The sequence below is a fragment of the Streptomyces sp. NPDC088923 genome (assembly GCF_044749745.1).
Classification (GTDB): Bacteria; Actinomycetota; Actinomycetes; order Streptomycetales; family Streptomycetaceae; genus Streptomyces.
Map to the genome: position 1 here is coordinate 67,765 of NZ_JBIVIO010000007.1, position 12,873 is coordinate 80,637.

The following is a 12,873-nucleotide window of genomic DNA, read 5'->3' on the forward strand; positions in this document are numbered from 1 at the left end:
GGCTCTTCCTTCCTGTACGTCCTTGTCCGGTCGGTCCCGCGACGGCGGGGGTGCTCCGGCGTCAGTCCCCGAAGGTGTCCAGCACCGAGACCTGCCAGCGTCCTTCGTGCCGCACGAGGTCGACGGCGAGCATGGCGCCCGCGTAGTTCGCGGCGGCGGTGGCCTTGGCGGCCGTACTGGTGCTGCTCTGGTCGGCGAAGACCAGGACGCGGGCGCGCTCACCCTCGACGCGCTCCACCGCGGTGTCGGTGACGGTCGTCGTGACGACCGTCTTCTGCTTCCCCGCCGCCGCGAGTACGGGCGCGAGCAGCGTCTTGTGCTGGGCGACCGCCTTCCCCGTGAGCCAGCGCGCGGTGGCCTTGTCCATCGCGCCCGGGTCGGCGTGGTCGTACGAGAACAGGGCGTCGACCGCCTTCTCCGCCTGCCCCTTGACCTCGCTGGTGCGCGCCGCGTCGGTGAGCGCGCTGTTGCGCGTGACGGCCGTGTCGCGCAGGGCGTCGGCTCGGGTCGTGGCCCAGCCGGCGAAGGCGCCGAGGACGAGGGTGAGCAGGCACAGGGCCACGACGCCACGCGTGAGGCCGAGGCGCCCGGCGGCGCGCGGCGGGGCAGCGGCGGCGGGCTCGGGAGCGGAAGCGTCGGGGGCGGCGGGGGCGGCAGGGGGCTCGGCGGCGGAAGGCTCCTCGGAGAGCGCGGCGCCCCCGCTCGCCCGTCCCGGGGGCGTCGCCCCGGCGGGTTCCTCCTCGCGGGGACGGGTTTCGGGCCGTGTCGACTGGGCCGTCACCGCCGCGAGTCGGCGCTGCCGGTTGAGGTGGTGGCGGGTGGTGTGGCGCGTCGTGGACATCAGGGGCTCCTTCGCGCCGCTCAGTCGGTCTCGGTGCTCGCGGTGCCGCCGACCGGGGCCTGCCCGAGGGCGCTCAGCTTCCACGTGCCGCGGGTGCGGGTGAGTTCGGCGAGCATGCGGCTGTCCTTGTCGGTGGTCTTGTGGCCGGAGGCCCGTACGGTGACGCGGAGGGCGACCATCACGCGCGCCTTCCCCGCGCGTTCGTCGAGTTCGGTGACGGCCCCGTCGAGCACCTTCGCGGTGCTGACCGTCTTGGCGGTGCGCACCTGCTGCTCGAAGGCGGCGCGTCCCTTGACGAGCTGGCTGTGCAGGTCGCCGGTCGTGGACGACTCCCACAGGTCGAGCCCGCGGGCGAAGTGCGCGTGGTCGAGGGTGTTGAGGTTCTGCACGGCTTGTTCGCCCGCTTCGAGCGCGTCGTCGCGCGCGGCGGCGTAGGAGAGCCCGTCGTCGTGGGCGGCGCCGTACCAGGACCAGCCGGCCCAGGCGGCGAAGCCGCCCGCGACCAGGGTGAGGGCGAGCGCCACGAGGAGCAGCGGACGCGGGAGCCGGTTCATGCGAGTCCTTTCGGCGGGCGGTTGAGCGGGCGGTGCGACGAGCCTTTTCAACGGACGTCTTCAACGGGTTTGATCAGCGGGCTTGTTGTGCGGGCTTGTGATGCGGGCTTCTTGTGGGGGCTTGTTGTCCGGGCGCGTTCAGCGGGCGGTGAGGTCGACGACGCGCCAGACGCCGTTGTCGAGGCGGGCGGTGACGGAGAGCTGGGCCGCGCTCGTGGTCGGCTTGGCGTCCCCGCGCCGCGCGGTCTGGTCGAGGAAGACGAGGAGGTGCGCGGAGTCACCGCGCAGGCTGACGACGCCGACGCGGACGGATCGCGTGGAGAGGGTGACGCGCTGGGTGCGGACGTCGTCCCTGACCTTGCCGAGCAACGCCTCGTACTGCCGGGCCGCCTTCCCCGCGAGCACGGCCTTCGCGGAGCGCTCGATCCCCGCCATGCCGTCCGGCGTGTAGGAGAAGATCCGGGCGAGCGCGCTGCCGACGTCGCCGGCCACGCGGTCGCTCGCCGCGGCGTCGGTGAGCGCGTGGTCGGCCGCGCCGGAGGTGTGGCGCAGCGAGTGCGCCCGCTGAAGGAGAACGCACCCGGCGAGCAGGAGCAGTACGGACACGAGCGTGACGGCGACGGCACGGCGCCGCGCCCACCACGTATGCCCCGGCGGCGCGTCCTCGGCACCGTCCCGCGCCGCCGAGGAGCCCGCGACCTCGGCGGACACCTCCTCGGCGTCGGACTCCTCGGCAGAGTTGCCCTCGGCGGCGACGGCCTCTCCTTCCGTACGGGACCGCTCTTCCGCACGCGGCTCCTCCCCCGCCGCCGCGTCCTCCCCGTGCGCCCGCACCGGCGTCCCGCGCCTCATCGCGTCACCTCCGAAACCGCCACCGCCGACAGGCCCTTGACCTTCCACTCCCCCGAGGCCTCCCGCGTCAGGACCGCCTCCAGGCGCTTGCGGTCGGTGGTCGGCTTCCGCGCGTCCGGCGCCGTCGTCTCGACGCTGAGCGTCGCGATGAGTCGCGCCGTGCCCGCGTGCGTGTCGAGCGCCGTGAGCGCCGCGTCCGTGACGACGCCCCGTGAGGAGGCGCCCTTCGCCGGTTTCACGCGGGCGAGTTCGGTACGCAACGGACCGGTGCTGACCGTCTTCCAACGCGCCACGCCCGCCACGGCGCGGGCCCGTGAGGAGGCGTCGAGCGTGGAGAGCGTCGCGACGGCGGCGCGTCCCTCGCTCAGCGCGGTGTCGCGGGCCCGCCCGTACGCGAGGTCGTCGTCGGTTCGTGCCGCCGCGTACGACCACGTCCCCGCCGCGCACACCCCGAGCGCGAGCGCGACGCCGAGCCCGGCGAGGCCGCGCCGCACGAGCCGCCCCCTGGGACGCGCCCGTTCCGGCGCGCTCGCGGCCTCCGCCGCTCCCTCGCTGTCCGCTTCGCTCACGCGTTCCTCCGTGCTCACGATCCGCTCCCGACGCCGAGGAGGTCCGCCATGCCGCCGCCCGTCGACGCGGCCCCGCTCTCGCGTACCGAGGGCAGTGCGAGTGCGCCGGGCCGTACCGGCTTCGGTACCGCGCCGCCCTTGGGGGCGTTCGCCGAGCCGCGCACCTGGATGCCGCTGGAGGCGGGAGCGGTGCAGCGCGCGCCGGTGTTGAGCGCGGGCGCGGGGCTCGTGTCCGTACCGAGGCGGTAGCGCGTGTCCCCGTAACCGGTCGTGCAGGGAAGGGGCTTGAAGAAGGTGACGGCCATGCCGAGGTTGAGCTTTCCGCCGTCGACGGCGGTGGAGCCGACGGCGACCGCCTGGGGCAGCTTGACGAGCAGTTCCTCCGTACCGCGCTGCCGGGTGACGGCGACCTCGGAGGTCGTGAGGAGGTTGGCGAGGACGACGCCGATCTCCGGATCGAGGTCGCGCAGGACGCCGCTGATCTGCTCGGACGCCCCGGGCGCGGCCATGATGAGGCGGCGCAGGTCGGCGTCGGAGCCCTTGAGGGTCGCGGCGAGGTCCTTGGCGCCGCTCGCGAAGGACTTGATCGCCTCCGCCTCCCGCGCCTGGGTGCGCAGGACGACCTGGCCGTCCTCGATGAGCGCGCGCGTCCGCGGGAAGGAGCGGTCGGCGGCCCGTACGAACTCGGAGCCGTTGTCGAGCAGCACTTGAAGGTCGTCGCCGCGCCCCTCGAACGCCTTGCCGAACTCGTCGACGACCGTGCGCAGGTCGTCGAGCGGTACGGAGGCGGTCAGGTCGTCCACGCCCGAGAGCACGTCGGTGACGGGCCGGGGCACGGAGGCGGCGGAGGCCGCGAGGCGGGAGCCTTCGCCGAGGTAGGGGCCGCCGTCGCTCTCGGGGCGCAAGTCGATGTACTGCTCGCCGATGGCCGAGAGGTCGGCCACCACCGCTTTGGCGTCCTCGGGGATGCGGGGCGCGGACTTCTTGATGCGCAACTGGGCCTCCACGCCGTCCGCGGTGAGCCCGATGTCGCCGACGCGGCCCACCGAGACGCCCCGGTAGGTGACGTTGGCATGGGTGAACAGGCCACCGGTACGGGGAAGTTCGACCTCGATCGAGTAGTAGTCGGCCGCCCCCACGTACCGGCCGAGGTCCGCGTACCGCACGCCGAGATAGGCGAGCACGAGAACGGCGATGACGACGAAGGCGATGTTCTTGAGCAGTGTGGCGCGGGTGATCACTGGGTGCCTCCGCTCGTGGTGGCGGGCAGCGGCAGGGGATCACGGGTGGCGGCGCCGGAGCTTTCGGAGGGGGTCGCGGAGGTCTTCGCGGACGAGGAGGACCCGGTCTTGCCCGCCCGCTTCCTCAGCGTGTTCGCTTCCGGCGTCGCCGCGCCCGGCTTCCCCGAGTCCTCCTGCTCCCCCTCCTCCAGGAGCGGCGGGATCAGCGTCGTGTCCTCGGCCGCCGTGATGTGCAGATACGCGTTCAGGTAGTCGCCCTTGACTCCGGTGAGGACCTCGTCCGTGAAGGGGTACGTGAGGAGTACCTGGAGCGAGTCGGGCAGGTCCTTGCCCGCGTCGGCGAGGGAGCGCAGGATCGGCGTGAGGGCTTTCAGGTCGGCGACCATGTCGTCTTTGCTCCTGTCGATGGTGTCGACGGCGACGTCCTGGAGCCGGTCGAGCGAGCGCAGCATCGTCATGAGCGAGCCCCGCTGCTCCTCCAGCGTCTTGAGTCCGGGGGCGAGGTCGTCGAGCACCGCGCCCACGTCCTGTCGGCGGTGGGCGAGGGTCGCCGAGAGCCGGTTGACGGCGTCGAGCGCGGCCGTGATGTCGCCGCGGTGGTCGTCGAGGTCGCTGACGAGCGTGTCGACCCGGCGCAGCGTGGAGCGGACCTGGCTCTCGCGCCCGCCGACCGCCTTGTTGAGTTCGGTGGTGATGGACTTCAGCTGGTTGACGCCGCCGCCGTTGAGGAGGAGCGACAGGGCGCCGAAGACTTCCTCGACCTCGGTGTTGCGGCCGGTGCGGGCGAGCGGGATGCGGTCCCCGGAGCGGAGCCGTCCGCCGCCGTCCTCGGGTTCGACGAGCTGGACGTACTTCTCGCCGAGCAGGCTGGACTGTTCGAGGCGGGCCCCCGTACCGGAGGGCAGCCGTACGTCCCCGTTGACGCGGAGCGTGACGCGGGCCGTCCAGCCGTCGTCGGCGAGCGCGATGTGCGTGACACGGCCGACCGTCACGTCGTTGACCTTGACGTCGGAGCGCGGGACGAGGTTGAGGACGTCCGTCATGTCCGCGGTGAGGGTGTACGGGTGGGAGCCGAGGTCGGCGCCGCCGGGCAGCGGCAGGTCCTCGATGCCGTCGAAGCCGAGCGCCGGCACGGGGACGATGCCGAGGGTCAGGCACAGGGCGAGCACGGCGGCGAGCCCCGTACCGCCCCACAGTCCCGCCGCGGTGGACCGCTTCACGGTCACTCACCCCCCACTGCGGGCAGGGGCAGCATCGGGCTGCCCTCGGCCACCTCGTTGAGGTTGGCGCGCCCGGTGAGGGTGCGGGTCCTCGGGTCGTACGCCTTGACGAGGTTGCCGGCCGCGAGCGGCGCGGTGTCGAGGGCCTCGGCGAGCGATTTCCGCTGGTCGACGAGGGTCTGGGTGAGGGGTACGAGACGGTCCACGTTCTTCTTCAGCTCGCCGCGGTTGTCCTGGACGAAGGTCTTGACCCGGCCGAGCGCGGTGCCGAGTTCCTTGAGCGCGGCCGCGAGGTCGTCGCGGTCGTCGGCGAGGTAGGTGGTGACGCTGTCGAGGTTCTCCTGAGCGGTGCGCACCGAGCTGTCCTGGTCCTTCAGCATCGTGGTGAAGGACTGGAGCTGGCTCAGCGTCGTGAAGAGTTCCTCGCTGCTGCCGTCGAGGGTCTTGGCCGCCTTGCCGAACTGCTCGATGCTCTCGCCGATCGCCGCGCCGTTGCCCTTGAGGTTCTTCGCGCCCGTGTCGAGGAGGTCGGAGAGGGCGCCGTCCGCGTTGGCTCCCTCGGGCCCGAGCGCCTTGCTCAGTTCGGTGAGGGAGTCGTAGAGCTGGTCGATCTCGACGGGGGTGCGGTTGCGGGAGAGCGGGAGCACTGCGCCGTCGCGGAGCCGGGGGCCCTCGGTGTAGGCGGGGGTGAGCTGGATGTAGCGGTCCGCGACGACGCTCGGGGCGACGGCGACGGCCCGGGCGTCCGCGGGGACTTTCACGCCGTGGTCGATGTCGAGTACGACCTCGACCTTGGTGCCCCGCGGGCGCACCGCGACGACTTTGCCGACGCGGACCCCGAGCACGCGCAGGTCGGAGCCCTCGTACATGCCGACCGCGCGGTCGAAGTAAGCGGTGACGCGCGTCCCGCCGGGGCTCGCGGCGCGGACGCCGTAGACCCCCGCGGCGGCGAGGAGGACGAGGACGAGCCCGCCGACGAGGAACCGGCGGCGCGTGGACCAGGTGTGCGTGGTGTCGCTCACCGGCCACCTCCCTTGTTCGACACGTACACGCCGTTCTTCGGCGGCACGCAGGACGTCTTGGGCCGCGCGGACTCGGGCAGGTAGTCGCGCGGGATGACCCCGCAGACGTAGCTGTCGAACCAGCGGCCGTTGCCGAGCGAGTTGCCCATGAGCCGGTAGTACGGGCCGAGCAGTCCGAGGGTCCGGTCGAGTTGCCCCTGGTTCTTCTCCAGGACGTCCGTGACCCGCCCGAGCGAGGTGAGCGTCGGCCGCAGCTGCCGTTCGTTGTCCGCGACGAGCCCGCTCAGCTCCTTGCCGAGCGCCTGGCTGCCGCTGAGCAGGGCCTTGACGGCGGTGCGCCGTTGCTTCAGCTCACCGAGGAGGGACCCGCCGTCGTCGATGAGCGTCTCGAAGCTCGACTTCTTCGTCTGGAGTGTCCTGGTGAGCTGCTCACTGCCCTTGAGGAGGCGGGCGAGTTCGGCATCGCGCGAGGAGATCGTCCTGGAGAGCGCGGAGAGTCCGTCGACGGCGGTACGGACCTCGGGTGCGGAGTCCTTGAAGGTGTCGGAGAGGGTCTCGAAGCTCTGGGCGAGCTGTGCGGTGTCGACCTCGTCGATGGTGCTGCCGAGGTCCTGGAGGGCGCTCGTGACGTCGTACGGGGACGTGGTGCGCGAGAGCGGGATGCGGCTGCCCGGGGCCTGGCGCCCGGTGCCGAGCGGGTCGAGGGCGAGGTACTTGGAGCCGAGCAGGGTCTTGATGGCGATGGCCGCGGTGGTGCGGTCGCCGATCCACGTGTCGTCCTCCCGTACCCGGAAGGCGACCTTCACCCGGTTCCCTTCGAGGCCGACCGCGGTGACCTCGCCGACCTTGACGCCCGCGATCCGCACCTCGTCGCCCTCGTCGAGCCCTGCGGCCTCGCTGAAGTCGGCGGTGTACGTGGTGCCGCCGCCCACGAGGGGCAGGCTCGTCGCGTTGAAGGCCGCGTACAGGACGAGGGCCAGCACGGCGAGTCCGACGAGCGCGACGGCGACGGGGTTGCGTTCTTTCACGGGGGTGAGGCGCGGTCGCTTCGCCGGCGTCATGACTGCGGACTTCACTGGCACCTCGCTTCGGTGACGGGGATGCCGGTGGGCGGCTTCGATCCGTCGGACATGGTGAGGCCGCTGACCTTCGCCTCGCACAGGTAGAGGTTGAACCAGGACCCGTAGGAGGAGAGGCGGGCGAGGGTGGTCAGCTTGGTGGGCGCCTTGTCGAGGAAGCTCTCGATCTGCGGGATGCCGTCCCCGAGCGAGTCCGAGAGGCGGCCGAGCTGGTGGATGTCGTCCTTGAGCGGTTTCCTGGCGTCCTGGACCAGCCCTGCGGTGACGGTCGTCAGATCGCCCATGGCCTGCACGGCTTCTCCGAGGGGCTTACGGTCGGCGTTGAACCCGGAGACGAGTTCCTTGAGGGTGGTGACGAGGTCGTCGAAGCGGTCCTCTCGGTCGTTGATGGTGTCGAGCACCTGCGTGAGGTTGCCGACGACCTCACCGATGACCTTGTCCTTCGCGGCGACGGTGGTGGAGAGCGAGCCGACGTGCCGGATGAGGCTCTCGACCGTGCCGCCCTCGCCCTGGAGGACCTTGACGATCGAGCCGGCCAGCTCGTTCATCTGCGCCGGGTCAAGCCCTTCGAAGAGCGGTTTGAAGCCGTTGAAGAGAAGCGTGAGGTCGAGGGCCGGGGTGGTGCGGCTGAGCGGGATGGTGCCGTTGCCGGGCAGTTCGCCCGTGGCACCGCCGGTGCCTCGCTCCAGCGCGACATAGCGCTGGCCGACCATGTTCAGGTACTTCACCGAGGCCGTCGTGGTGGCGGGCAGGCCGCGGTCGCGGTCGACGGTGAAGGTGACCTGGGCCGTACGGTGGTCGACCACGCGTACGTCGGTGACCTCCCCGACCTTGACGCCGGAGATCCGTACGCCGTCGCCGTCGATGAGCCCGGTCACGTCCGAGAAGAGCGCCTTGTACGTCGTCGTGTCGTCGCCGACGCCCGTGTTGGCGATGGACAGGCCGAGCACGGCGGTCGCGACCCCGGTGACGAGGACGAAGACGAGCGATTTGACGACCGCGCCCGTCGGGGGCTTGCGGTGCGGGAACGAGTCCTGGTCCCTGCTCATTTCACCGTCACCTCCGTGCCCCGGAAGACGGGTCCCGCGAGGAGGCTCGACCAGTCGGGCAGTTCGTCCCCCGCGGTCTTCGCGGCCGGTGCGCTCGCACCGGCCCGGGCGTCCGTCCTGCCCTTCGTGTCCTTGCCGGGCGCGCTCAGGAGTTCGTTGACGAGGTCGTTCTCCCGCGGCGAGTTGACGGGGCCGAGGTCCTCGTCCGCCGAGGCGCTCGCCACCGCGGCGGGCTCGGTCCCGCTCGCCTCGCCGAGATAGGGCGCGGAGTAGCAGCGCGGGCCGCCGGAGGCGGTGTACGCGGGGGCATCGCGCCCGGGCAGGTAGGCGCCCTTGGACGGGACGGTCGTGACCTCCACGTGCACGCCGTGGTGCGCGGTGCCCTTGCCGAGGGCGCGGTCCATGCGGGGGGTGAACTCGGTGAGCGCGCGCAGGGTGCAGGGGAACTCGGCGGAGTACTCGGCGAGGAGCTGGAGGGTGCCGCGCGAGGTGGTCGAGAGGCGGATGATCGTGTCCTTGTTGGCGCGCAGGAAGCCGTCGACGTCCTCGGCGGCACGGGTGGTGCCCGCGTAGGCGGCGGAGAGGTCGCCCTCCTTCTCGGCGAGGGTGCCGCTCGTGGTGGTGAGGTCGTGCAGCGCGTCGACGATGCCGGGTGCCGCGTCCGCGTACACGTGGGAGACCTTCACGAGCTGCTTCAGGTCCTCGTTGAGCGCGGGGAGTTCGGGGTTGAACTCCTTCAGGTGCGCGTCGAGTTCGGTGAGGGTCTCGCCGAGCTTGTCGCCGCGTCCGTCGAGCGCCTGTGAGACGGCGGAGAGCGTGGCGGAGAGCTTCTGCGGCTGGACGGCGGTGAGCAGCGGGAGTGTGTGGTCGAGGACCTGCTGGAGTTCGATGGCGTTCGCCGAGCGGTCCTGCGGGATGACGGCGTCGGCGTCGAGGGTCCGGACGGGCCGCGCGGTGTCCGCGACGAGTGCCACGTACCGCTCGCCGAAGAGTGTGGTGGGGAGCATCTGGGCGCGCACGTCGTCCGGGATGGACTTGAGCGTGCCGGGTTTCATCGCGAGGGTGAGGCGGGCTCCTTGTCGCGAGGCGTCGATGGAGCGGACCTCGCCGACGACGACGCCGCGCAGCTTCACCTCGGCGCCGATGTGCATCTCGTTGCCGACGCTGCCGGTCTCGACGACGACGCGCGGGTCGTCGCTGAAGTCCTTCTGGTAGACGGCGACGGCGAGCCAGATGAGCAGGGCGGCGAGGACGAGGAAGGCGATGCCCGCGAGGCGCAGGCGCAGGGTCTTCATGTCAGCCCGCCACCTTCACCGTCGTGGTGGCGCCCCAGATCGCGAGCGAGAGGAAGAAGTCGGTGACGGCGATGAGGACGATGGCGTTGCGCACCGAGCGGCCCACGGCGACGCCGACCCCGGCGGGCCCGCCCTGGGCGCGGAAGCCGTAGTAGCAGTGGGCGAGGATCACCATCACGCTGAAGACGAGCACCTTCAGGACGCTGAGCAGCACGTCCTCGGGGACGAGGAAGAGGTTGAAGTAGTGGTCGTAGGTGCCCGAGGACTGGCCGTTGAAGACGACGGTGACGACGCGGGAGGCGACGTAGCTGGAGAGCAGGCCGAGCGCGTAGAGGGGGATGATGGCGACGACGCCCGCGATGACGCGCGTGGTGACGAGGTACGGCATGGAACGGATGCCCATGCCTTCGAGCGCGTCGACCTCCTCGTTGATGCGCATCGCGCCGAGTTGCGCGGTGAACCCGGCGCCGACCGTCGCGGAGAGGGCGAGACCGGCCACGAGGGGGGCGACCTCGCGGGTGTTGAAGTAAGCGGTGACGAAGCCGGTGAGCGGCGCGGTGCCGATCTGGTCCATGGCGGCGAAGCCCTGGAGTCCCACGACGGTGCCGGTCGCCGCGGTCATGCCGATCATGACGCCGACCGTGCCGCCGATGACGCTGAGGCCGCCGGAGCCGAACGCCACCTCGGCGAGCAGGCGCTGCACCTCCTTCGTGTACCGCACGAGTGTGCGCGGAATCCACAGCAGGGCGCGGAGGTAGAAGAGGAGTTGGTCGCCACCGCGGTCGAGCCAGGCGAGCGGGGATGCCATGCGTTCAGCCTCCCTTCGGCGGAACGATCTGGAGATAGACCGCCGTCATCGCCATGTTCACGACGAGCAGCAGGATGAAGGTGATGACGACGGACTGGTTGACGGCGTCACCGACGCCCTTGGGCCCGCCGCGCGGGTTGAGCCCGCGGTAGGCGGCGACGATCCCGGCGATGAGGCCGAAGACGAGCGCCTTGAGTTCACCGACGTAGAGGTCGGGGAGCTGGGCGAGGGCGGAGAAGCTCTGGAGGTAGGCGCCCGGGGTGCCGTGCTGGAGGCCGATGTCGAGGAAGTAGCCGCCGAGGGTGCCGACGACCGAGACAAGGCCGTTGAGCAGCAGCGCCACGGACATGGTGGCGAGCACACGGGGCACGATGAGCCGCTGCACGGGCGAGACCCCCATGACCTCCATGGCGTCCAGCTCCTCGCGGATCTTGCGCGAGCCGAGGTCGGCGCAGATCGCCGAGCCGCCCGCGCCGGCGATGAGCAGCGAGACGATGAGCGGGCTCGCCTGCTGGATGACGGCGAGGACACTGGCCCCACCGGTGAAGGACTGCGCTCCCAACTGCTGCGTGAGGCTGCCCACTTGGAGGGCGATGACGGCACCGAAGGGGATGGAGACGAGCGCGGCGGGCAGGATGGTGACGCTCGCGATGAACCAGAACTGCTCGATGAACTCACGGAACTGGAACGGCCGCCGGAAGATCGCGCGCAGCACCTCCAGGGTGAGCGCGAAGAGCCTGCCCGTCTGGCGGAGCGGTCCGAGCAGCGGGTTCGGGGGGCGCGGCGGCGCGGGCGGCGGCGTGCGCACGGTGTCCAGGGGCACGGTGGGCGGCTCGGGCGGCGGGGCGGGGCGCTCGTCGATGCTCATGCGGCGGCCCCCGGTGCCGTACACGTCCTCACGAGGCGCCCCCGTGGTGCGCCCACGCGCTCCGCTCCCAGCCGTACGCGGCGCGGATCGCGGACTGCGCGCGCTCGGGCAGCGTGTGCAGCAGCCCCCGTACGCGCTCTCTGCGCCGGGCCACGGCGGCGCGCTCCCCGAGCCCGGCGCTCGGCTCCAACTGCGGCACGAGCGCCTTCGGTTCGGCGGGCGGGGTGTACGCGGCGGCCTCGGCGGCGAGTGTCGCGGCGTCCTTCTCCTCGGACATCCCGATGGGTCCCGCCTTGCTGGCGGTGAGGAATTGGGCAACGACCGGTTCCCGGCTGGTGAGGAGCACTTCGCGCGGGCCGAAGGCGACCAGCTCGCGGCGGAAGAGCATCCCCATGTTGTCCGGCACGGTCGCGGCGATGTCGAGGTTGTGCGTGACGATGAGCATCGTCGCGTCGATGCGGGTGTTGAGGTCGATGAGCAGTTGGGAGATGAAGGCGGTGCGTACCGGGTCGAGGCCCGAGTCGGGCTCGTCGCACAGGATGATCTCCGGATCGAGCACGAGGGCGCGGGCCAGGCCCGCGCGTTTGCGCATCCCGCCGCTGATCTCGCCGGGCAGCTTGCCCTCCGCGCCGACCAGGCCGACGAGTTCGATCCGCTCCATGACGATGCGGCGGATCTCCGCCTCCTTCTTGCGGGTGTGCTCGCGCAGAGGGAAGGCGATGTTGTCGAAGAGGTTCATCGACCCGAACAAGGCGCCGTCCTGGAACATCAGGCCGAACTTCTTGCGGGCCTCCATGATGTCCCGCTCCGGCGAGCGCGCCATGTCGACGCCGTCCACCAGGACGCGCCCCCGCTCGGGCTTGAGCAGACCGATCAGCGACTTGAGGAAGACGGTCTTGCCCGTCCCCGAGGGACCGAGCATGACACTGACCTCCCCCGCCGGCAGCGTCAGGCTGACGTCCTGCCAGATGGTCTGTTGGCCGAAGGACTTCGTCAGCCCCTCGACCCTCACTTCGATTCCCATCGCCTTCTCACCTTCAGCGAGCGGACTCGGCAGCGCACCGTAATGCTCTTCGGACGTGCCGAACAAGATCTCGGACCAATCACTCCGAGCCTTCGCGGAGGACTTGTCATCCGCTGACAAAAGAACGCCTCTCCTCTGTCAGCGAATGAGTGGAACAAGCGGCGGGACCCCGTCTCGCCTGGGGCGGGCGAAAGACGGGACCCCGCCGTGGAGAACCGGCCGAGAAGGAGGGCCCGGGTCCGTTTCTCCGATGAACTCCCCACCGGCGGGAGGGCACCGGCGGGGAGAGAAGCAATCCCCCGGAAGTGACGTTACGACCGAGTAACCTCGGCTCGCAACAGCCGTTCGGCAAGTATTTCTTTACCGGTTTTCCGGGGGAGGGCGGATCGCGGTGGCGGCGAAAGGGGGGCGCCGGTTTATCGCCGGGTGACAAGCGGCCGGGCCGAAGGGG

Annotated in this window: 13 protein-coding genes; all 13 read right to left on the reverse strand. The window is 71.3% G+C overall.

Annotated features, from left to right (window positions below):
• Positions 1 to 61: 61 nt before the first annotated feature.
• Positions 62 to 841 carry a hypothetical protein gene (locus ACIP4O_RS24065; protein WP_401577396.1) on the reverse strand — a complete coding sequence of 260 codons (780 nt, stop codon included), beginning with the start codon at positions 839 to 841 and terminating at the stop codon, positions 62 to 64.
• A 20-nt stretch (positions 842 to 861) separates the two neighbouring features.
• Complete coding sequence (locus ACIP4O_RS24070; RefSeq protein ID WP_401577398.1) at positions 862 to 1,395, reverse strand: nuclear transport factor 2 family protein; 534 nt, start codon at positions 1,393 to 1,395, stop codon at positions 862 to 864.
• Between the two features lie 138 nt (positions 1,396 to 1,533).
• Positions 1,534 to 2,247, reverse strand: coding sequence for a hypothetical protein (locus ACIP4O_RS24075; RefSeq protein WP_401577400.1), 714 nt, complete (start codon positions 2,245 to 2,247; stop codon positions 1,534 to 1,536).
• The gene (locus ACIP4O_RS24080) at positions 2,244 to 2,816 is read right to left on the reverse strand and encodes a hypothetical protein (RefSeq protein ID WP_401577402.1); all 573 of its coding nucleotides are present in this window, start codon (positions 2,814 to 2,816) and stop codon (positions 2,244 to 2,246) included. Before ACIP4O_RS24080 ends, ACIP4O_RS24075 begins: the two co-directional genes overlap by 4 nt.
• Positions 2,817 to 2,830: 14 nt before the next feature.
• Positions 2,831 to 4,057 (reverse strand): MCE family protein, encoded by a 1,227-nt coding sequence (locus ACIP4O_RS24085; RefSeq protein WP_401577404.1) that lies wholly within the window; start codon positions 4,055 to 4,057, stop codon positions 2,831 to 2,833.
• Positions 4,054 to 5,277, reverse strand: coding sequence for an MCE family protein (locus ACIP4O_RS24090; RefSeq protein WP_401577405.1), 1,224 nt, complete (start codon positions 5,275 to 5,277; stop codon positions 4,054 to 4,056). Before ACIP4O_RS24090 ends, ACIP4O_RS24085 begins: the two co-directional genes overlap by 4 nt.
• A gap of 2 nt (positions 5,278 to 5,279) precedes the next feature.
• Positions 5,280 to 6,299 (reverse strand): MCE family protein, encoded by a 1,020-nt coding sequence (locus tag ACIP4O_RS24095; RefSeq protein WP_401577407.1) that lies wholly within the window; start codon positions 6,297 to 6,299, stop codon positions 5,280 to 5,282.
• A complete protein-coding gene (locus ACIP4O_RS24100) occupies positions 6,296 to 7,360 on the reverse strand; it encodes an MCE family protein (protein WP_401577409.1) in 1,065 nt (354 codons plus the stop codon). Before ACIP4O_RS24100 ends, ACIP4O_RS24095 begins: the two co-directional genes overlap by 4 nt.
• A gap of 11 nt (positions 7,361 to 7,371) precedes the next feature.
• Entirely contained in the window at positions 7,372 to 8,427 is a 1,056-nt protein-coding gene (locus tag ACIP4O_RS24105; protein WP_361327406.1) for an MCE family protein, read from the reverse strand.
• Positions 8,424 to 9,722 carry an MCE family protein gene (locus ACIP4O_RS24110; protein ID WP_401577411.1) on the reverse strand — a complete coding sequence of 433 codons (1,299 nt, stop codon included), beginning with the start codon at positions 9,720 to 9,722 and terminating at the stop codon, positions 8,424 to 8,426. Before ACIP4O_RS24110 ends, ACIP4O_RS24105 begins: the two co-directional genes overlap by 4 nt.
• Before the next feature lies 1 nt (position 9,723).
• The gene (locus ACIP4O_RS24115; protein ID WP_361327400.1) at positions 9,724 to 10,530 is read right to left on the reverse strand and encodes an ABC transporter permease; all 807 of its coding nucleotides are present in this window, start codon (positions 10,528 to 10,530) and stop codon (positions 9,724 to 9,726) included.
• A 4-nt stretch (positions 10,531 to 10,534) separates the two neighbouring features.
• On the reverse strand, positions 10,535 to 11,398 hold the full coding sequence (locus ACIP4O_RS24120) for an MlaE family ABC transporter permease (RefSeq protein ID WP_401577413.1): 864 nt from the start codon (positions 11,396 to 11,398) through the stop codon (positions 10,535 to 10,537).
• Positions 11,399 to 11,426: 28 nt separating this feature from the next.
• The gene (locus tag ACIP4O_RS24125) at positions 11,427 to 12,422 is read right to left on the reverse strand and encodes an ABC transporter ATP-binding protein (protein WP_401577415.1); all 996 of its coding nucleotides are present in this window, start codon (positions 12,420 to 12,422) and stop codon (positions 11,427 to 11,429) included.
• Positions 12,423 to 12,873: the final 451 nt, after the last annotated feature.